Annotated in this window: 18 protein-coding genes; 6 read left to right on the top strand and 12 right to left on the bottom strand. The window is 72.3% G+C overall.

Features of this window, described 5'->3' with window-relative positions:
• Positions 1 to 16: 16 nt before the first annotated feature.
• Both DA075_RS02730 and DA075_RS02725 read left to right on the top strand, forming a co-directional pair.
• Complete coding sequence (locus tag DA075_RS02730) at positions 17 to 2,362, top strand: Orn/Lys/Arg family decarboxylase (RefSeq protein WP_099951898.1); 2,346 nt, start codon at positions 17 to 19, stop codon at positions 2,360 to 2,362.
• Positions 2,362 to 2,967 carry a GNAT family N-acetyltransferase gene (locus DA075_RS02725; protein WP_099951897.1) on the top strand — a complete coding sequence of 202 codons (606 nt, stop codon included), beginning with the start codon at positions 2,362 to 2,364 and terminating at the stop codon, positions 2,965 to 2,967. Before DA075_RS02730 ends, DA075_RS02725 begins: the two co-directional genes overlap by 1 nt.
• 272 nt (positions 2,968 to 3,239) lie before the next feature.
• On the opposite strand, the gene DA075_RS02720 is transcribed toward DA075_RS02725, so the two are convergent.
• The 8 genes from DA075_RS02720 to DA075_RS02685 form a co-directional block, all read right to left on the bottom strand.
• Positions 3,240 to 4,463, bottom strand: coding sequence for an oxalate decarboxylase family bicupin (locus tag DA075_RS02720; protein WP_099951896.1), 1,224 nt, complete (start codon positions 4,461 to 4,463; stop codon positions 3,240 to 3,242).
• A gap of 165 nt (positions 4,464 to 4,628) precedes the next feature.
• Entirely contained in the window at positions 4,629 to 5,063 is a 435-nt protein-coding gene (locus DA075_RS02715) for a Zn-ribbon domain-containing OB-fold protein (RefSeq protein ID WP_099951895.1), read from the bottom strand.
• Between the two features lie 4 nt (positions 5,064 to 5,067).
• Positions 5,068 to 6,234 carry a thiolase domain-containing protein gene (locus tag DA075_RS02710; protein ID WP_099951894.1) on the bottom strand — a complete coding sequence of 389 codons (1,167 nt, stop codon included), beginning with the start codon at positions 6,232 to 6,234 and terminating at the stop codon, positions 5,068 to 5,070.
• A 2-nt stretch (positions 6,235 to 6,236) separates the two neighbouring features.
• The gene (locus DA075_RS02705) at positions 6,237 to 7,151 is read right to left on the bottom strand and encodes an SDR family NAD(P)-dependent oxidoreductase (RefSeq protein WP_099951893.1); all 915 of its coding nucleotides are present in this window, start codon (positions 7,149 to 7,151) and stop codon (positions 6,237 to 6,239) included.
• Positions 7,152 to 7,168: 17 nt separating this feature from the next.
• Positions 7,169 to 7,942: an enoyl-CoA hydratase-related protein gene (locus DA075_RS02700; protein ID WP_099951892.1), complete on the bottom strand. Its 774-nt coding sequence runs from the start codon at positions 7,940 to 7,942 to the stop codon at positions 7,169 to 7,171.
• Complete coding sequence (locus tag DA075_RS02695) at positions 7,942 to 9,465, bottom strand: acetyl-CoA acetyltransferase (protein ID WP_099951891.1); 1,524 nt, start codon at positions 9,463 to 9,465, stop codon at positions 7,942 to 7,944. Before DA075_RS02695 ends, DA075_RS02700 begins: the two co-directional genes overlap by 1 nt.
• Before the next feature lie 316 nt (positions 9,466 to 9,781).
• Positions 9,782 to 11,911 carry an acetate--CoA ligase family protein gene (locus DA075_RS02690; protein WP_099951890.1) on the bottom strand — a complete coding sequence of 710 codons (2,130 nt, stop codon included), beginning with the start codon at positions 11,909 to 11,911 and terminating at the stop codon, positions 9,782 to 9,784.
• Positions 11,898 to 13,148, bottom strand: a complete 1,251-nt coding sequence (locus DA075_RS02685; RefSeq protein ID WP_232386492.1) for an ABC transporter substrate-binding protein — start codon at positions 13,146 to 13,148, stop codon at positions 11,898 to 11,900. The genes DA075_RS02690 and DA075_RS02685 overlap by 14 nt, the downstream gene beginning before the upstream one ends.
• 119 nt (positions 13,149 to 13,267) lie before the next feature.
• Between DA075_RS02685 and DA075_RS02680 the strand changes: the two genes are divergently transcribed.
• The 3 genes from DA075_RS02680 to DA075_RS02675 all read left to right on the top strand — a co-directional run bounded on the left by DA075_RS02680 (position 13,268) and on the right by DA075_RS02675 (position 14,786).
• Complete coding sequence (locus tag DA075_RS02680) at positions 13,268 to 14,116, top strand: IclR family transcriptional regulator (RefSeq protein WP_099951888.1); 849 nt, start codon at positions 13,268 to 13,270, stop codon at positions 14,114 to 14,116.
• A gap of 272 nt (positions 14,117 to 14,388) precedes the next feature.
• Entirely contained in the window at positions 14,389 to 14,547 is a 159-nt protein-coding gene (locus DA075_RS36355; RefSeq protein WP_164712195.1) for a hypothetical protein, read from the top strand.
• Positions 14,544 to 14,786 (top strand): hypothetical protein, encoded by a 243-nt coding sequence (locus tag DA075_RS02675; protein ID WP_099951887.1) that lies wholly within the window; start codon positions 14,544 to 14,546, stop codon positions 14,784 to 14,786. Before DA075_RS36355 ends, DA075_RS02675 begins: the two co-directional genes overlap by 4 nt.
• A gap of 114 nt (positions 14,787 to 14,900) precedes the next feature.
• Here DA075_RS02675 and DA075_RS02670 read toward each other — a convergent pair whose 3' ends face one another.
• The 4 genes from DA075_RS02670 to DA075_RS02655 all read right to left on the bottom strand — a co-directional run bounded on the left by DA075_RS02670 (position 14,901) and on the right by DA075_RS02655 (position 17,600).
• Complete coding sequence (locus DA075_RS02670) at positions 14,901 to 15,230, bottom strand: L-rhamnose mutarotase (RefSeq protein WP_099951886.1); 330 nt, start codon at positions 15,228 to 15,230, stop codon at positions 14,901 to 14,903.
• A gap of 12 nt (positions 15,231 to 15,242) precedes the next feature.
• Positions 15,243 to 16,079, bottom strand: coding sequence for an amidohydrolase family protein (locus DA075_RS02665; RefSeq protein WP_099951885.1), 837 nt, complete (start codon positions 16,077 to 16,079; stop codon positions 15,243 to 15,245).
• Between the two features lie 11 nt (positions 16,080 to 16,090).
• Positions 16,091 to 17,089 (bottom strand): aldo/keto reductase, encoded by a 999-nt coding sequence (locus DA075_RS02660; protein WP_099956358.1) that lies wholly within the window; start codon positions 17,087 to 17,089, stop codon positions 16,091 to 16,093.
• Positions 17,090 to 17,366: 277 nt separating this feature from the next.
• A complete protein-coding gene (locus tag DA075_RS02655; protein ID WP_099951884.1) occupies positions 17,367 to 17,600 on the bottom strand; it encodes a hypothetical protein in 234 nt (77 codons plus the stop codon).
• Positions 17,601 to 17,759: 159 nt separating this feature from the next.
• Here DA075_RS02655 and DA075_RS02650 point away from each other — a divergent pair, with 159 nt between their 5' ends.
• Positions 17,760 to 18,680, top strand: a complete 921-nt coding sequence (locus DA075_RS02650; protein ID WP_099951883.1) for an oxidoreductase — start codon at positions 17,760 to 17,762, stop codon at positions 18,678 to 18,680.

Below are 18,680 nucleotides of genomic sequence, written 5' to 3'. Positions count from 1 at the left end.
GACAGGAGCCCGCCCGATGGACTTCCACCGCCGCTTCACCGTGCTGATGTGCACGCCGGCCTTCGACCCGGACGACCTGGAGGGCGCGCGCGTCAACCAGATCGTCGCGGCGGTCGAGGGGCGCGGCTTCGAGGTGGTGCGGGCCCGGCGGGTCGAGGACGCGGCGATCGCGGTGCAGACCGACGCGGCGGTCGGCTGCCTGGTGGTGGATTGGGGCAAGCGCGGCCTCGACGGCAAGGCGGCGGCGCTCATCGACATGATGCGCAAGCGCGGCCTCGAGATGCCGATCGTCATCATGGTCCGGCGCAAGCGCCTGGAGGACATCCCGGTCGAGCTGCTCGACTTCATCGACGGCTACATCTTCCTCGCCGAGGAAACCCCTGAATTCATCGCCCGCGGCCTGGTCAGCCGGGTGACGCAATATGCCGAGACCCTGAAGACGCCGTTCTTCGGCGCGCTGGTCGACTACGCCGAGAAGGGCAACCAGCTCTGGACCTGCCCGGGCCACAATGGCGGCATTTTCTATAACCGTTCGCCGATCGGCCGCATCTTCGTCGAGCATCTCGGCGAGGCGATCTTTCGCGATGACCTCGACAACTCGGTCCTCGACCTCGGCGACCTCCTGACCCACGAGGGCCCGGCGCTCAAGGCGCAGAAGGAGGCGGCCCAGATCTTCGGGGCGGAAAAGACCTACTTCGTCCTCAACGGCACCTCGGCCTCGAACAAGATCGTGCTGTCCTCGCTCGTGGCCGAGGACGACCTGGTGCTGTTCGACCGCAACAACCACAAGGCGGCGCATCACGGCGCGCTGTTCCTCGGCGGCGGCATCCCGATCTTCCTCGAGACCGACCGCAACGCCTACGGGCTGATCGGCCCGATCTTCCACGAGGCGCTGGACGAGGACCGCATCCGCCAGAAGATCCGGGCCAACCCGCTCGTCAAGGACAAGGAGGCGTGGCGCAAGGAGCGCCCGTTCCGCGTCGCCGTGATCGAGCAATGCACCTATGACGGCACGATCTACGACGCCCGCGAGATCGTCGCCAAGATCGGCCATCTCTGCGACTACATCCTGTTCGATGAGGCCTGGGCCGGCTTCATGAAGTTCCATCCCCTGTTCCAGGGCCGCTACGCCATGGGGCTGACCGGGCTCGACGAGACCTCGCCCGGCATCATCGCCACGCAATCGACCCACAAGCAGCTCGCGAGCTTCTCCCAGGCCTCGCAGATCCACACCAAGGACGGCCATATCCGCGGCCAGACGAGGCGGGTGGAGCATCGGCGCCTCAACGAGAGCTTCCTCGTCCACGCCTCGACCTCGCCGTTCTATCCCCTCTTCGCCTCGCTCGACGTCGGCGCCCAGATGATGAAGGGGCGCTCGGGCATGATCCTGTGGGACGACACGATCCGCCTCGGGATCGAGTGGCGCAAAAAGGTGCGGGCGATCCGCAAGGAGTTCGAGGAGAACGAGCGCGACCCGAAGCGGCGCTGGTTCTTCGACCCCTTCGTGCCCGACATGGCGACCGGCGCCGGCGGCGCCGAGGTGCCGTGGGAGAGCCTGCCGACCGACGAGCTCGCCTCCGACCCGCGCCACTGGGAGCTGAGGCCCGGTGCCGGCTGGCACGGCTTCACCCACGTCGCGCCGGGCTACGCCATCACCGACCCGAACAAGCTCACGGTGCTCACCCCCGGCTTCGACCGGCGCACGGGCGAGTACAGCGAGCACGGCGTGCCGGCCCCGATCGTCGCCCAGTACCTGCGCGAGAACCGCATCGTCGCGGAGAAGAACGACCTCAACTCGCTGCTCTTCCTGCTGACGCCCGGCGTCGAATCCTCGAAGGCCGGCACGCTGATCTCGGGGCTCGTCGCGTTCAAGCGGCTGCACGACGACAACGTGCTGCTCGAAGAGGCGATGCCAGAATTCGTCCGGCGCCGGCCGCAGCGCTACGGCGGCGTGCGCCTGCGCGACCTCTGCGCCGACTACCACACCTTCCACCGGCAATCGGGGACATCTAGCCTCCAGCGCAAGCAGTTCATGCCCGAGCACCTGCCCGAGATGGTGATGCCGCCCAAGGCCGCGGCGCAGATGCTGACCCGCAACAATGTCGACTTCGTGCCGATCGCCGAGGCCGAGGGGCGGGTCGCCACGACCCTGATGCTGGTCTATCCGCCCGGCATCGGCACGGTGCTGCCGGGCGAGCGGCTGGACCAGCGCGCCAAGCCCATGCTCGACTACTTCAAGATGTTCGAGGCCGCAGCCAACCTGTTCCCGGGCTTCGAGGCCGAGATCCAGGGCGTCTACCGCCAGGTCGAGCCGGACGGGCGCATCCGCTTCTACACCTACGTGCTGCGGGAGGGGCGCTGATGGACTCGACGCCTTCGCAGCCCGGGATCGTGATCCGCCCGTCCACGGACGCGGACGTGGCGGCGATGATCGACATCTACGAGCACCATATCCGCCACGGCGTCGGCGATACCGGCGACTTCGAAGAGGACCGGCTCCTGCCGGACGACCTCAAGCGCCGGCGCAAGAACATGCGCTCGAAGCGCCTGCCCCACCTCGTGGCCGAGCGTCACGGGGTGGTGGCGGGCTACGCCTACGCGGTGCCGTTCCGCAAGCGGCCGGCCTACCGCTACACGCTCAAGCACTCGATCTACGTCCATGCCGGCCACCTCCATGCCGGCATCGGCCGGCGTCTGCTGCCGGCCCTGATCGAGGCCTGCGCCGCGGGCGGCTACCGCCAGATGATCGGCTACATCGACGCCGAGAACGAGGCCAGTTTACGCCTGCACGAGGCCTGCGGCTTCACCAGGGTCGGCCACCTGCCGGCCGTGGCCTACCGCCACGGCCGCTGGGGCGACAGCGTGATGGTGCAATGCCCGCTCGGGACCGGAGCCTCGGACCAGCCCTCGACCTGGCGGCAGGAGGCGGTGGTGCAGGAGGCGCGGGCGCCGTTGCCGATGGCGTGAAGGGGATCGGTATCGCGACTTTTGCAAACAGTCCGGAGCAAGGCTCTTCCCCTCTCCCGCGTGGGAGAGGGGTCAGGGGATCGAAGATCCCGCGTGAGGGTGGAGACGGTGCCGCAACAAGCCTGAACGGTTCTGCTGCCAGCACGACCGTTCGATCTTTACGCGGAAACGTGCCACCCCGCGCGATCTTCGATCGCCCCTAATTTCTGTCCCACACGCGAGAGGGGATCCCGCGCTTTGTTCGTCTTACGTTAGATCGGGCTACGGTCACATCACCCCGGCACCACCGGCGTCTTGCCCGCCGGCAGCCCGGCCAGCACCGACTCGTCGATGGTCAGATGCGCCCGCACCAGCGCATGTGGGGTCAGCGCCATCCACTGGTTCAGCGAGACGTCGGCATAAGCCGGGCTGCGGAACAGTTCGAGGAAGCGGAGCGGCGTCGCGCCGGTATTCTCGATGTAATGACCCATGGCGAACGGCACGTAGCCGACGTCGCCGGCCTGGTAGTCGAAGGTGCGGGCCTTCGATTCGGAGCCGAACACCGTCATCCGGCCCTGCCCCGAGAGGTAGTATTGCCACTCGTCGCCGTTCGGATGCCAGTGCAGCTCGCGCAAGGCCCCGGGCTCCAGCTCGACGAGGGCCGCCGCGATGGTCTTTGAGGCCGGAAAGACCTTGGAATCGGTGATGCGGACGGTGCCGCCCTTCGTGCGGATCGGCTCCTGCGCCAGCATGCGGTAGCTGAAGCCCTCCGGCACCGGGCCGGCGCCGCCGGTGCGGTCGCCGGCGAGCGGGCCCGGCATCGGCGCCGGAAAAATGTACTTCTCCTTGTCCGGCAGCTGGGCCAGGGCCGATTCCGGCACCCCGAAATTCTTCGCCAGGATGTCGCGCGGCGTGTGGGCGAGCCAGTCGGTGATCAGGAAGGTCGAGTCTTCCGAGAAATGGCCGTCGTCGAAGACGAGGAGGAACTCGCAGCCGTCGACCTCGCTCTCCAGCCCCTGGATCGAGTGCGGGATGCCGGACGGGAAGTACCAGAGGTCGCCCTCACCGACATCGTCCACGAAGGTCCGCCCGGCCTGGTCGACGGCCGTGATGCGGGCGCGGCCCTTGAGCATGTAGGACCACTCCGCCTCCTTGTGCCAATGCATCTCCCGGGCGACGCCGGCCTTGAGGCGCATGTTGACGCCCGCCATGGCGGTCGAGACCGGCAATTCGCGGATGGTGGTCTGGCGCGCCCAGCCGCCCTCCTCCAGGCGCATGTGGCTGTCGGTGAACGACCATTTGAGGTTCGGCATCGTGCCGTGGTCGGTCTTCGGCGGGCGGGTGGTGAACGGCTCCGCGGCCTGCCGGGCCGGGTTGGTCGGGCCGACGATGTCCGCCCCGTTCCTGCCGCGGATCGGCGTCGGTCCGGACGGGGCCGGGGTCTGCGCGCTGGCGGCGGTGGTGACGAGGCTGGCTGCCGCGGCGGCCAGCGTGTCACGACGGGAGATGAGCGTCACGGGGCGGTCTCCACCTCAAGGCGGGGACGCGATCTCAGGGCCCCGCATGGCGCCCGACAATGCTCCGCCGGCCGGCGGGTTCCGTTGGGTCGGCACCGCCGGACCACTCTCCGCGAGGCTCAGACCCGGAGGAGCCCGGCGACCGGATGGCCGTGCGCCTCGCGCCTACGGGGCCGGCTCCGCGCCCGACGGATCGCCCGCCCCGGCCGGCCGGAAGCACGGCACCGGCGTGCCGTTCTTCGACGTCACGAAGACCAGCCGCACCGCCTGGCCGACCGCGATCTGCTCGGCCTCGCAGTCGACGAGGCTCGTCAGCATCGTCGGCCCCTCCGCCAGGGTGACGTAGGCGATCGCGCGGGGCGGGTCCTCGCGGGTGAGAACCGTGTAGCTGTAGACGGTGCCCTCGCCCGAGGCCTCCTCCCAGGCGGTCTCACCGAAGCAGAACGGGCATAGCGCGCGCGGGTACCAGTGCGCCTTGCCGCAGGCGGTGCAGCGGCGCAGCAGGAACCGGCCCTCGCGGGCCGCCGCCACGAAGGGCGCGGCTTCGGGGCTCGCGGGCGGATCGGGCCAGTCGCCGTCGCGCAAGGAGATGCGGGTCATCGTCTCACTCCCTCCCGAGCACCAGGGTCGCGGCGCCGTGGCGGCTGCCGAGAAGGCCGCCGATCCCGGTCGCGACGGCGAGGTCGCAATTCCTCACCTGCACGGCCGGATGCGCCTCGCCCCGCAATTGCCGCACCGCCTCGATCACCTTGGTGATGCCGCCCCGGTTGGCCGGGTGGTTGTTGCACAGGCCGCCGCCATCGGTGTTGAACGGCAGTCTTCCGGTCCCCGAGATCAGGTTGCCGTCGGCGACGAAGCGGCCCCCCTCCCCCTTCGCGCAGAAGCCCAGATCCTCGAGCTGCATCAGGACCGTGATGGTGAAGCTGTCGTAGATCGAGGCGTACTTGATGTCGGCGGGCGTCACCCCGGCCTCCGCGAAGGCCGCGGGCCCCGAATGGCGCGCCGCCGAGTAGGTCAGGTCGACCTCGCCGCCGAGCTGGCCCTTCTGCGCCTCGCCCGCGCCCATCACCCGCACCAGCGGGCGCTTCAGGCTGCGGGCGATCTCGGGCCGCACCACCACCAGCGCCCCGCCGCCGTCGCTGACGACGCAGCAATCGAGCCGGTGCAGCGGGTCGGCGACCATCGGCGAGGCGAGCACGTCCTCGACGCTCACCACGTCGCGCAGCATGGCGTGCGGATTATGCTGCGCGTGGTGCGAGGCCGCGACCTTGATCCAGGCGAGCTGTTCCGCGGTCGTGCCGAACTCGTACCTATGCCGCCGCGCGCACATCGCGTAGAGGTTGACCGTTGTCGGGCCGAACGGCGTCTCCCAGGCGCTGTCCGGCGCGTCGGCGATGACGGGACGGGCCGCGGTGCCGGAATGGCCGGCGCTGCGCGGCCGGCCGGCCAGCGTGATCAGCGCGACCTTGCACTTGCCCATCGCGATGGCCTGCGCCGCGTGCGCCACGTGGGCGATGTAGGAGGCGCCGCCGATATCGGTGCTGTCGAGGTGGCGGACCTTGAGGTTCATGTAGTCGGCCATCGCCAGCGGCCCGAGGCCCGGCGCGTCGCCCGCGCAGAAATAGCCGTCGACGTCGTCCTTGCTGAGTCCGGCATCGGCGAGCGCGCCGGCGGCGGATTCGGCGTGGAGCTGGGCCACGGTCTTGTCCGGGGCCTTACGGGTCGGGTGCTCGTAGGCCCCGACGATGTGGGCGCATCCGTTGATCGTCATGGTCACACCGGGTCCCAGGAGAACACGTCGGGGCTGCGGTCGAGGGGGGCGAGGTGGCCCGACAAGGCCGGCATGCCGTGCTCCGCGATGGTCTCCGGCGTCCAGCCCTCGCCCCGGTGCACGCCGCGCACCGGGCGGGGATGGTTGAAGATGAACAGCTCGTTGTGGCGGGCGGCGAAGATCTGGCCGGTGACGTGGGCGGCGGCGTCGGAGGCGAGGAAGACCGCGAGCGGCGCGTTCTTCTCCGGCCCCATCGCCTGGAGCTTGGCGACCCGGGCCTTCTGCTCCGGGGTCTCGGCGGGGATCGAGCTCGTCATCCGGCTCCAGGCGAAGGGCGCGATGCAGTTCGAGCGCACGCCGAAGCGGCCCATGTCGAGGGCGATCGACTTCGACAGCGCGGCGATGCCGAGCTTGGCCGCCGAGTAGTTGGCCTGCCCGATATTGCCGATCAGCCCCGAGGTCGAGGTCATGTGGACGTAAGCGCCGGAATTCTGGCGCCGGAAGGTCTCGGCGGCGGCGCGGGAGACGAAGAAGCTGCCGTTGAGGTGGACGTTGATGACCGACAGCCACTCCTCCGGGGTCATCTTGTGGAAGATCTGGTCACGCAGGATGCCGGCATTGTTGACCACGATGTCGAGGCGGCCGAACGCGTCGAGGGCGGTCGCGACGATGCGTTGCGCGGCCTCCCACTCGGCCACCGTGTCGGTGTTGACCACCGCCTCGCCGCCCCGCTGCTCGATGATGGCGCGGGTCTGCTCGCCCGGCGTCGCCGAGGTCTCGCCGAGGCCGCTCAAGCTGGCTCCGACATCGTTGACGACCACCTTGGCGCCGGCCAGCGCCATGGCGAGCGCGATCTCCCGCCCGATGCCGCCCCCGGCCCCGGTGACGAGCGCGACCTTGCCGTCCAGCATTCCCATGGGCGTCCTCCCTGGTCTCATCGCCCGCTCCAGCGCGGCGGGCGCTTCTCGACGAAGGCCCTGGGGCCCTCGCGGTAATCCTCCGAGGCCTGGACCCGGGCGCGGGCCGCGGCGCTCGCGGCGCGCAAGCCCGCCTCGTCGGCATCGGGCGCCAACCGCGCGACCGCCAGGCTCTCGCGCACGGCGAGCGGCGCGTTGCCGGCGATTCCCGTCGCCAGCGCCACCGCCTCGTCCCGGGCCGAGCCCGGCGGCACCAGCCGGTTGACGAGGCCGAGCGCGTGGGCGCGGGCCGCCTCCAGCCGCGCGCCGGTCAGGATCAGTTCGAGCGCGATGGCCTTCGGCAGCGCCCGCGGCAACCGGTAGAGGCCGCCCGCCGCCGCGACGAGGCCGCGGGTCACCTCCGGCAAGCCGAAGCTCGCGCCCTCCCCGGCGACGATCAGCTCGCAGGCGAGCGCGATCTCGCAGCCACCGGCGAGGGCCGGGCCGTCGACCGCGGCGATCCAGGGCTTGGCCCGTACCGCGTGGACGAAACCTGCGAACCCGCCTTCGGGCGTCCAGAGATCGTCGGCGCCACCCGCAGAGATCACCGTCAGGTCGGCTCCTGCGCAGAAGACCGGGCCCGTCCCGGCGAGCACGACGGCGCGGACGGCGTCGTCGGCTTCGGTCTCGGCGACGGCCTGCGCGAGGGCGCGGGCGAGCGCCGGATCGACGGCGTTGCGGGCCTCCGGCCGGTTCAGCGTCACGACCGCAACGTGCTCGCCGGCATGCGCGACGAGGACCGGACCCGCCATCACGCCGCCTCCCATTCGAGGAGCCCGTCGGGCGCCGGGCGCAGGATGCCGTCGCGCCCGAGGGCCGGGCGGTCGAGGTCGGTCAGCAGCCCGAGGGTGGCGCGGTCGGCAGCGGGCACCCGGGCCAGCAGGCGCGACCCGCCCTGCCGCAGCACGACGACGCCCTTCTCGGGGGCACCCTCGCGATCGAACAGCACCGTATGGGTCTCGAGCGCAGCGCGGCCCGATGCCTCCTCCACCACCGGCGGCACCGGCCCGCGGCGGCTGTCCGCCTCGTCCTGGACCGAGACCGGCGCCGCGGACGGCGCGCCGGGCTCCCCACCCAGCACGAGAGCGTGATGCTTGGTGACGAACTCGCCCTGGCCGTAGAGCAGGCCGGCGGCGCCCGGCGCGTCGCGCAGGCGGCGGACCGTCGCGCAGGCAGCATGTGCCATGTAGCCGTTGAGCGGCGCGCCGAAGAAGGTCAGCCCGCCCGCCACGGTCGGCACGGCATCGTCGCTCAGGCCGAGGCTGCGCCGCGCCAGCTTGGGCACACAAGGGAAGCAGCTGTAGAGCTCGATCGCCGCGAGGTCGGCGGGGGTCAGGCCGGCCCGGCGCAGGGTGGCCGACAGCACCGCGTCCTGCGCCGGCGCATGGTCGAAGCGGTCGCGCGACAGCCAGTCTCGTGGTTCGTTCGCGGCGGCGCCGGGACCGATCGGGACCAGGCGGTGCTCCGGGAGACCGGCGGTGCGAGCCAGGCGTAAGCTCGTGACAATCAGGGCGGCGGCCTGGTTCACCACCGGGTTAGCCACCATCAGCTTCGGGTAGGGCCAGGCGATCGGCCGGTTGGCGGCGGACGGGGTCGCGATCTCGTCGGGCGTGAACGGGCGGCGCAGCCAGCCATACGGGTTCTCCGCCGCGACGCGGGAGAAGGCCGCCCAGAGCGCCGCCGATTCGTCGCGGCCCTGGCGCGGGGTCTGGCCCCAGGCGGCCTGGAGCGCGGTCTCGTAGAGCGGGTAGACGACGACCGGCTGCGACAGCCCGTGGCGCAGGGCCTGGGGGTGGAGGTAGTCGCGCACCCGCGGGCTGGTCCAGGCGGGGTCCGGCGCGGTCCAGGGCGGGACGGCGTCCTGCCCGGGCTTGAGACCGGCCCGGCGCGCCGCGCTCGCGCTGTGCTCCGCCTCGCCACTGCACAGGGCCGCGACCTCGACCTCGCCGCGGGCGATGCGCCGGGCCGCCTCGTGCAGGAACCGTACCGGCGTCTCGCCGCCGACCGGGCCATAGGCGAGGCGGGCGGGGCGGTGCCCGGTGAGGTCGGCGACGCGGGCCGGCAGGTCGGCATAGGGCCAGGACACCGCGTTGACGATGTCGAGGGACGCGACGCGCCGGAGCCAGCCGCCGCCGGCATCCGCATCGGCCAAGCGCAGGGCCTCGGCCATCAGGGCGGCGGGCTCGGGGCCGATCGGGAGGCGGCCGGGACTGTCGGGGCGGTCGGCGACCTCGCCGATGCCGATGATGACGGGGATGCGGGCGGGGTCGGTCATGGTGTGCCTGCCAGGGAGGCGCCGATGCCCGACCCCTCCCCCCAAGGAACTCGGGCAAGCCCGAGTTCCGCATCCCTGTGCCCAAGTCGGGCAAGCCCGACTCGGGACGGGGGAGGGTGGCCGGCGGAGCAGGCCGGGAGAGGGGCAGCGCGACGCCGGTCCAGTTCGCGCCCGTCAGAACGATTCGGTCTTTCCCGGAATGGTGGTTCCCCTCTCCGGCCCCGCGCACGAGTGCTTCGCACTCGCGGCGGGGCACCCTCCCCCGCAGAGGAGGGAGGGTTCGGGGGCGCGCTCCGGCCCGATCCCGCCAGCCCCATCACCCCGCCTCCCCGACCTCGATCACCGCATCCGCCGCGAACGCCCCCTCCGGCAGGGCGAAGACCGGGTTGAGGTCGATGGAGGCGAGCCGCGGCCCGGCCGCGACGGCGAAGACCGAGAGGCGCGACAGCATGCGGGCGAGCGCCGCGACATCGCAGGGCGGCCGGCCGCGGGCGCCGGTGAGCAGGGGCGCGGCCTTGATCGAGCGGATCATCGCCTCGGCGACGTCCTCGCCGAACGGGCAGCGGCGGAAGACCACGTCGCGCATCACCTCGACGAAGACTCCCCCGAGGCCGACCATCGCCACCGGGCCGAAGACCGGGTCGCGCTGGATGCCCATGATGCACTCGACCGCGCCCCTGACCTGGCGCGCCACCAGGACGCCCTCGATCCGGGCCCCCGGCGCGTGGCGGGCGGCACGCTCGAGGAGCGTGGCGTGACCGCGCCGGACCGCCTCGGCGTCGGACACGTCGAGGAGCACGCCGCCGATCTCGGTCTTGTGCAGGATGTCCGGCGACAGGATCTTCATCACGACGGGAAAGCCGAAGGACCCGGCCGCCGCGACCGCCGCCTCGGCGTCGGCGCACACGGCCTCCGGAACAGCCGCGATCCCAGCCGCCGCCAGGAGCCGCTTCGCCTCCGCCTCGCTCGGATTCGTCTCCGGCAGGCGGACGGGCTCGCCCGCCGGCACTTCTGCCGGGTCAGGCGCCGAAAAGCTCGCGCCGAGGCGGCCCATCGCGTCGAGGGCGACCACCGCCCGGGCCGGGTCCTCGTAGAGCAGGTAGCCGTCGGCCTCGTATTCCCGGTTGCGCTCCTCCGGGGCGAGGACCGAGAGGGCGTAGAGCCGGTCCGGGTGCCGCGCCTTGACGGCGTTGAGCTGGGCGCGGATCGCCGGCGCCATGCTGGGGGCGCCGCCGATCTGGGTGAAGAAGGCCAGGATCGAGGAATAGCCGCCATCGGCGATCATCGATTCGGTGAAGCGGCCGATCAGCGACAGGTCGTTGAAGGCCTGGGCGGTGCAATCGACCGGGTTGCGCGGCGCGGCGATCGGCAGGATCGCCTTGAGGCGCGCTTGCGCCTCTTCCGGCATCGGCGGCATCGGCAGGCCGGCCGCCTCGGCGGCGTCCGAGATCAGCACGCCGGCGCCGCCCGAGATGGTGATGACGCCCAGCGTGTTCGGCACCGGGTAGATCCGCCGCGTCGCCGCGTAGGCGATGTCGATCAGTTCTTCCGTCGAGCGGGCCCGGATCGCGCCGTGCTCGGCGAGCACCGCGGAGAAGATCGCGTCGTTGCCGGCGATCGAGGCGGTGTGCGACTGCGCCGCCGCGCTGCCGACCGCGCTGCGGCCGACCTTCATCATGATGACGGGCTTTCCCGCCCGCCGGGCCGCCGCGAGCGCGCCGGCGAAGGCCGGCCCGTCCTGAACGCCCTCGACATAGGCCATGATAACGTCGAGGTCGTCGTCCCGGGTCATCCAGCCGATCGCGTCGGCGACCGAGAGATCGGCCTCGTTGCCGGTGGTGACCAGCATCGCGGTGCCGATGCCCCGGGCGCGGCAGGCGGCGAAGAGATGGGTGCCGTAGGCGCCCGACTGGCTGGCGATGCCGATCCGCCCCGGCAGCGGCAGCCCGCCCTCGAGCGACGCGGAGAAGATCGGGTAGAAGCCGGCGGCGGCGTTGAACAGGCCGAGGCAGTTGGGGCCCAGGAGCCGCATTCTGTGCCGCCGCGCCGCCGCGACGAGGGCGCCTTGCGCCGCGGCGCCCGCCTCGTCCACCTCGGCGTAGCCTGCCGTGAACATCACGGCAAAGCGCGTGCCGCGCGCGCCCAGCTCCTCGACCGCCTGGAGCGCCGCCGCGCCCGGCACCGCGATCACCGCGACGTCCGGCACCTGCGGCAAAGCCGCGACGGAGGGGTAGCAGGCCAGCCCCTGCACCTCGGCCCGGTTGGGGTTCACCGGCAGGATCGCGCCCTTGAAGCCGGCGCGCAGCATGTAGGCGATCGGCCGGCCGCCGATGCGGGTCGGGTCGGCGGAGGCGCCGATGATCGCGACCGCGCCGGGCCGGACCAGGGGGGCCAGGTCGGCGGTCGTCACGGCGGTCGTCGAGGCGGCGGGCTCAGTTCTGGACATACGGGCATCCGCCTTCGCTGAGCGGCCGGAACGCCTCGTCGCCCGGAACCGTGGCGACGAGCTCGTAGAGGTCCCACTTGCCCGTCGACTGGGACGGCTTCTTGAAGCGCATCAGGTACATGTCGTGGACCATGCGGCCGTCGGCCCGGACCTTGCCGCCTTGCGCGAAGAAGTCGTTCACCGGCGTTCCGCGCATCTTCGCCATCACCGCGGCCGAGTCGGTGGTGCCGGCGGCCTGCACCGCCTTCAGGTAATGGGTGAGCGCCGAGGTCACGCCGGCCTGGTAGGCGGTCGGCATCGCCTTGCGGCGGGCGAAGAACCGCTCGGCATAGGCCCGGGTCTCCGGCGTGCGGTCCCAGTAGAAGCTGTCGGTGAACAGCGCGCCCTGCACCACCTCGAGGCCGAGGGAGGCGGAATCGGTCAGCGTGACCTGGAGCGCCGCCATGATCTTGTCCGACTGGGACAAGCCGAATTCATGCGCCTGCTTGATCGCGTTGGCGAAGTCGCTGCCCGCATTGGCGAGCGCGATCACCTGCGCGGGCGAGGATTGCGCCTGGAGCAGGAAGGACGAGAAGTCGGGATTGTTGAACGGGTGGCGGACCTTGCCGACGACCTTGCCGCCCGCGGCCTCGACCGCCCGGGTCGCGTCGCGCTCCAGCGCATGGCCGAAGGCGTAATCGGCGGTGAGGAAGTACCAGGACTTCCCCCCACGGGCGACCAGCGCCTTGGCGGTGGCGTTCGACGAGGCGTAGGTGTCGTAGGTCCATTGCACGCTGGTCGGCGAGCACGACTTGCCGGTGAGGTCCGAGGACCCGGCACCCGAGATCAGGAAGATCTTGTTGCGCTCGCGGGTCACCGCCTGGATCGCCAGGGCGACCGCCGAGTTCACGCCCTCGGCCACCACGTCGACGCCCTTCGTGTCGATCCAATTGCGCACGATGGTCGAGGCGATGTCGGGCTTGTTCTGGTGGTCGGCCGAGATGATCTCGATGCGCTTGCCCAGCACCGTCGGGCCGAAATCCTCGACGGCGAGCTGGGCGGCGGCGACCGAGCCCTCGCCGTTGCCCTCGCTGTACTGCCCGCTCATGTCGGTGATGATGCCGATCCGGAGCACGTCGCCATCGGCGCGGGCCGCGGAAGGGGCCGCGAAGGGGGCGAAGAGCGCGGTCGTGGCGCCGAGCGCCCACAGCATCGCGCCGGCGCGGCGCGCCATCCGGGCCCGTCGGGTCCGTGCCATCCTGGTCCTCCCATGATGTCTGCGCCCGGTGTTCCGGGCCGCGCGCGGATCGTCGTTTTCATTCTGTCCGCTGAACGCTATTCTGGACCGTAAACGATCCGCGCGGCAAGGGGTGGGCTTTGGAGGAGCGGCGCGAGGCGGCCGGCGACCGGGCGATCGTGATGGAGGTCGGCCGCGAGGTCGGGGCGGTGACGCAAGCCGCCGCGATCCTGCGGGCGATCGCGGGCGCGCGGGACGCGCTCGGGGTCACGGCGATCGCCCGCGCGGCGGGGGTCAGCCCCTCGACCACGCTCAACATCCTGCGCACCCTCGTGCATGAGGGCTTCGTCGCGCTGGTGCCGGAGACCAAGACCTACCGGCTCGGCCTCGGCCTGCTGGAGGTGGCGCGCCCGCTCCTCAACCGCTCAGACGTGGAATTGCTGCAGCCGGGCCTGCAGCCGATCGCGACGGAGTTCGAGGCGACGACGACGATCTGGCAGGTGGCGCCCGACGACAAGGCGCTGCTCCTCGGGCGGATCGTGCCGGCGAGCGGCATCCATATCGAGTTCCGCCTCGCCACCCGCATCCCGGCCTATGCGGGCGCGATCGGCCGGGCCGTGGCGGCGGCCGGAGAGCGCGCCGGCCAATTGCCCCGCGCCACCCTGCGGGCCCGGTTCGGGGCGATCCGCTGGCATGTGCCGGTGGCGTTCGACACCTTCCTGGCGGAGGTCGAGGCCGCCGCCGCCCGGGGCTACGCCGTCGATCTCGGCCACCTCATCCGCGGCGTGACCTCGGTCGCGGCCGCCCTGTGCGACCGCACCGGCCGCCCGCGCCTCGTGGTGGCGGCCCACCTGTTCCAAGGGCAGCTGACGGAGGAGCGGCTCGAGGCGCTGGGCCTCGCCTTGCGCGGGCTCACCGCAAGGGCGCAGCCGGCCATGTTCGGGGTGGCGGAAGGAGTGGGGCCGGTGCAGCGGGGCGGGCGGCGGTGAGGCTCCTGACCGCGGCAGCACTTCCGCCTCCAACAGGCGGCGGAGCGCGCGGCCGCGTCGGAGCGCGATGAGACGCCCGCGCCGCGAGACCGCACCCCCGAAACCCTCGCTCTGGTTCGAGGTTGTCCGGCGGGCGGCCGGCACCCTGCCGGATGTCGCGGAGCATGCGACGGCGGCCGGGCCTGTCTTCCGGATCGGCCGGCGCCGGCTCGCCCGGCTGGCGGGAGACGGGGTGTCGCTGGTGATGAGAATCGAGGGGGGACGAGCGGGACATGCCGGTCTCGGCCAAGCGCCGGACCTTCGCGGCGGCGCCTGCCCCGGGCGGGCGCCCGACGGAGTGCATCCACCTCGCCACCGTCGATTCCGGCACCCTGACGCACCTCCTCGCGCAGGCCTCCCTCACCCCGACCGGAGCGGACCCGACACCATGACCGAACAGCGCGACGTGACCACCCGGGACGGCACCGCCTGGACCTGCATCGAGGCGCTCGCCGACATGCCGGAATCGGCGAAGGACAAGCTCGCCGGCGAAGGGCGCCGGGCGGTGGTCTGCACGCCGTCAGGCGGCGCGCATTCGGTGCGGCTCTCTCTCGCCGAGGACTGGTGCCGGATGCCGGAGGCCGACCTTACCGCCGCGATCGAGGCGGGGCTCGCGCCGGGCGACGGGTGAACGCGGCCTCGGCCGCTCGATCCTGCCGCCGCTCGGTGTCTCTCACAGCACTCCCGATCCCGAACGTCGCTCGCTCAGGCAGCGCCGGCGCTGCGGGAGTTTTGTGAGGTGCACTCAATCGTGGTGGAAGACCTCCTCCATCATCGCCCACCACTCGTCCTCGTCCCTCGTCTCGAAGGGCCGCTGGCAGGGAATCGTCAGGCTCCACCATTCCTGGTTCTTCGCGTCGGCCGCCATCTTGGCCATGTCGGCCTTGAAGTCGGTGCCGTGGTACTCCCAAGTGCCGAACAGCAGGTTCTCCGGCTCGCGCAGGAAGATCGTGTAGTTGCGGATGTTGCAGCGGCTGATGAGGTCCAGCACCTCCGGCCACACCGCCTCGTGCAGCCGCTTGTAGGTCGCGATCTGGTCCGGGTTCACGCCGATGACCATGCCCATCCGTTGCATGCGACGACCTCCTCAGGGACGATCCAGCCGGTAGAACGCGGCGGCGTTCGCCCCGAACACCGCGTCGTGATGGGCGGGCGGAACGAGGTCGCGGCTTTGCGCGAGCCAGTCGCCGTATTCACCGGCGAGAGTCAGCACCGGCCAGTCGCTGCCCCACATCACCCGCCCGGGCCCGAACAGCGCCAGGATCGCCTCGGCATAGGGGCGCACGGCTTCCGCCCCGCCCTCCCCCGCCTCGGTCAGGAGGCCCGAGAGCTTGCACGCGACATTCGGCAGGGCGGCCAGGGCCGCGAGGGCCTCGCCCCAGCCGGGCGACCCGCCCTGCCCGATCGCCGGCTTCGCGCCGTGGTCAATCACGACGCGTAACGCCGGATGGCGCGCCGCGAAGGTCAGGAGATGCGGGAGCTGGCGCGGCCGGACCAGCGCATCGAAGGCGAGGTCGTGCGCCGCCATCGCGTCGGCCGCGGGCGCGAGGCACGGGTCGGCGATCCAGTCATCGTCGGGATGGTCCTGGAGCATCGGCCGCAGGCCCCTCAGCCACTGGTCGCGGGCGAGGCGGGCGATTCTCTCGGGCGCGTCCGCGGCCTTCAGGTCGGTCCAGCCGACGACGCCGAGAATGACGGGGTTGCGGGCGGCGAGGGCTAGCATCGCGGCGGTCTCGGCCTCGTCCTCGAGGGTCTGGACCAGCACCGTGCCGTCGAGGCCGGCCGCCGCGAGGAGCGGCGCCAGGTCGTCGGGGGTGAAGTCGCGGTGGAGCGCCGCGAGCTCCGGCGGCGGCCAGCGGCCGGGCCGGTCGGCGAGGCGCCAGAGATGATGGTGGGCGTCGATGCGGGGCACGCGTCCGGGCATGGCGGGCCCTCTCAGACCGGGGCGGCGTCGGCGAGGAGACCGCGCGCCTTCAGCCGGGCCCAGAACCCGTCCGGGATCGGCGCCGCGAACCAGGCGGCGTTGGCCTCGACCTGCGCGGCATTGCGGGCTCCGGTGACGACCGTCAGCGCGGCCGGGTGGCGCAGCGGGAATTGCAGCGCCGCGGCTTCGAGCGGCACGCCCTCCTCGGCGCAGGCGGCGCGGAGCGCCTGCGCGCGGGCCGCGATGGCGGGCGGCGCCTCGGCGTAGTTGAACGTGGCCTTGCCGACGAGCAGCCCGGAATTGAACGCCCCGGCCACCGCGATCCCGATGCCGCGGCGGGCGCACGCGTCCATCAGCCCGAGGCTGTCCTGCTCCAGCAGGGTGTAGCGCCCGGCCAGCATGCAGAGGTCGAGATCGGCGACCCGGATCGCCTCGGCGATCACGTCCCACTCGTTGACGCCGAGCCCGATCGCCCGCACGGCCCCCTCCTCGCGCAGCCGCGTCAGGGCGCGAAAGCCGCCGCCCGTCGTCAGCAGTTCCCAGTGATGGGCGTGGTGGTCGCCATGCGTGAAGCGGCCGATATCGTGGACGTAGAGGATGTCGGGCGCCAGGATGCCGAGCCGTTGCCGGCTCGCCTCGAACGAGCGCAGCACGCCGTCATGGCTGTAGTCGAAGGTCGGGCGGAACGGCAGCGGGTCGGCGTAGCCCTCCTCCATCGGGCCGACGCTCGGATCGGGCACCATCACGCGGCCGACCTTGGTGCTGACGACGTACTCGCCGCGAGGCTCCTCCGTGAGCAGGGTGCCGAGGCGGCGCTCCGAGCGCGTGAAGCCGTAGAACGGCGCCGTGTCGTAGTAGCGGATGCCGCGCTCCCATGCCGCCCGGAATGCCCCGGCGGCCTCCGCGAGGCTGGTCGGCCGATAGAGGCCGCCCATCTGGGCGCAGCCGAGCCCGAGGGCCGTGACGGACAGGCCGGTGCGGGCGTGGAGGCGGGGCGTGGCGGGCGTCATGGAGATCTCCGAAGGGCGGAAGGTCGCGTCCGGTCGTTCCGCACTCCGGACCGCCGCGAGGCCGCCCGAAGCGGCCGCATCGTCTCCGCCCTCGCGCACGCCGGCAGCCCTCCCCCGGGCGATTCGCTCGTCCCGGCCGCGATCGTTATCAGGCCCGGCGCGTTGGTAAAGTCACCTCGGCGCCCCTACGGCAGCGATCTCCGGCGGGTCCGTCTCGTCCGGGTCGGCATCCCAGCGCGAGGCGGGGGAGCGCGGCAGGGCGTGCCGGCTCGGACCCTCACCCCGCCGGCGGTTCCGGCAGATAGCCGGCGGCGCGCAAAGCCTCCTCGACGGCGTCGCGCAACGTCCCCTCCGGATCGTCGTTCACCGCCGGCGGCGGGGCGAGCGGCCGCATCGGCGGGAACCGGACGATGTCGTCCGGCGGAGCGGCGAGGACAGCCTCCTCCGCGGCCGTCTCCCCGGGCTCCGGGGCCTTGAGCGGGCGCAGGGTCGAGAGCAGCCGGCCGATCATGCGGGTCCCCTCATAGCCTCCTGTCCCCGCGGCCCGGACGGGCGACGCAATTTGGGCGTGCAAGGAACGTGCACGAGGCCGGTTTCGATCCGTCCTGCCCCTTCCTGCCGATGATCGCGTCCCCATCTCGGGGCTCTCCCCCGATCGACGGAGCGCCGGATGCCCTGGACCACCGCCCTGATCCCGTCCCAGGCCGGGCGCCGCGCGATCGTCACCGGCGCGACGAGCGGGATCGGCTACGAGGCGGCCCTGGCGCTCGCCGGCGCCGGGGCGGAGATCGTGCTCGCCGCCCGGGACGCGGGCAAGGCAGAGGGAGCCGCCGCGGCGATCCGCCGGGCGCATCCCGGCGCACAGGTCGCGATCCGGGCACTGGACACCGCACGCCTCGCCTCGGTCCGCGCCTTCGCGGCGCAGTGGCGCGCGGAGGGCGGGCCGGTCGACATCCTGCTCCTCAATGCCGGCATCGCCGCCGTGCCGCGGCGCGAGGAGACCGAGGACGGGTTCGAGCGCCAGCTCGCCACCAACTATCTCGGTCACTTCGCCCTGACCGGGCTGCTGCTGCCGAGCCTGCGGGCGCACGACGGCACCCGGATCGTCGCGGTGGCGAGCATCGCCCACCGCTCGGGAAAGATCGCCTTCGACGACCTGCACTTGCGCCGCGCCTACGGGCCGCAGAGCGCCTACCGGCAGACCAAGCTCGCGATGCTGATGTTCTCGCTCGAGCTCGACCGGCGCCTGCGCGCCGCCGGGTCTCCCATCCGGTCGATCGCCGCGCATCCCGGGGTCGCGGCGACCGCCATCGCCCGGCGCGGCGACCGGGCCGGGAGGCTCGCCGCGCGCATCGGCGCCGGCCTTCTCGGGCTCATCGGCCAGTCGGCGGCGCGGGGCGCCCTGCCGCTGCTCTACGCCGCCACGGCGCCGGAGGCCGAGGGCGGGGGCTATTACGGCCCGGACGGCCTGTGGGAGGTGCGCGGCGATCCGGCGCCAGCGACGATCGAGCCCCATGCAAGCGACGCGGCCGCGGCGGCGCGGCTCTGGGCCCTGTCAGAGACGCTGACGGGCGTGACCTATCCGCTGTAG

This window comes from Methylobacterium currus, from assembly GCF_003058325.1.
Taxonomy (GTDB): domain Bacteria; phylum Pseudomonadota; class Alphaproteobacteria; order Rhizobiales; family Beijerinckiaceae; genus Methylobacterium; species Methylobacterium currus.
Note: the sequence above shows the minus strand (reverse complement) of the source record. Positions and strands in the feature narration are given on the sequence as shown.

Bases quoted from the DNA above. Each gene is read 5' to 3' on its own strand.
- DA075_RS02715 (WP_099951895.1), bottom strand. From the start codon at position 5,063: ATGACCCGCATCTCCTTGCGCGACGGCGACTGGCCCGATCCGCCCGCG.
- DA075_RS02690 (WP_099951890.1), bottom strand. From the start codon at position 11,911: ATGTCCAGAACTGAGCCCGCCGCCTCGACGACCGCCGTGACGACCGCC.
- DA075_RS02665 (WP_099951885.1), bottom strand. From the start codon at position 16,079: ATGCCCGGACGCGTGCCCCGCATCGACGCCCACCATCATCTCTGGCGC.
- DA075_RS02675 (WP_099951887.1), top strand. From the start codon at position 14,544: ATGACCGAACAGCGCGACGTGACCACCCGGGACGGCACCGCCTGGACC.
- DA075_RS02685 (WP_232386492.1), bottom strand. From the start codon at position 13,148: ATGGCACGGACCCGACGGGCCCGGATGGCGCGCCGCGCCGGCGCGATG.
- DA075_RS02700 (WP_099951892.1), bottom strand. From the start codon at position 7,942: ATGGCGGGTCCGGTCCTCGTCGCGCATGCCGGCGAGCACGTTGCGGTC.
- DA075_RS02705 (WP_099951893.1), bottom strand. From the start codon at position 7,151: ATGGGAATGCTGGACGGCAAGGTCGCGCTCGTCACCGGGGCCGGGGGC.
- DA075_RS02695 (WP_099951891.1), bottom strand. From the start codon at position 9,465: ATGACCGACCCCGCCCGCATCCCCGTCATCATCGGCATCGGCGAGGTC.
- DA075_RS02725 (WP_099951897.1), top strand. From the start codon at position 2,362: ATGGACTCGACGCCTTCGCAGCCCGGGATCGTGATCCGCCCGTCCACG.
- DA075_RS02670 (WP_099951886.1), bottom strand. From the start codon at position 15,230: ATGCAACGGATGGGCATGGTCATCGGCGTGAACCCGGACCAGATCGCG.
- DA075_RS02710 (WP_099951894.1), bottom strand. From the start codon at position 6,234: ATGACGATCAACGGATGCGCCCACATCGTCGGGGCCTACGAGCACCCG.
- DA075_RS02660 (WP_099956358.1), bottom strand. From the start codon at position 17,089: ATGACGCCCGCCACGCCCCGCCTCCACGCCCGCACCGGCCTGTCCGTC.
- DA075_RS02730 (WP_099951898.1), top strand. From the start codon at position 17: ATGGACTTCCACCGCCGCTTCACCGTGCTGATGTGCACGCCGGCCTTC.
- DA075_RS36355 (WP_164712195.1), top strand. From the start codon at position 14,389: ATGCCGGTCTCGGCCAAGCGCCGGACCTTCGCGGCGGCGCCTGCCCCG.
- DA075_RS02655 (WP_099951884.1), bottom strand. From the start codon at position 17,600: ATGATCGGCCGGCTGCTCTCGACCCTGCGCCCGCTCAAGGCCCCGGAG.
- DA075_RS02650 (WP_099951883.1), top strand. From the start codon at position 17,760: ATGCCCTGGACCACCGCCCTGATCCCGTCCCAGGCCGGGCGCCGCGCG.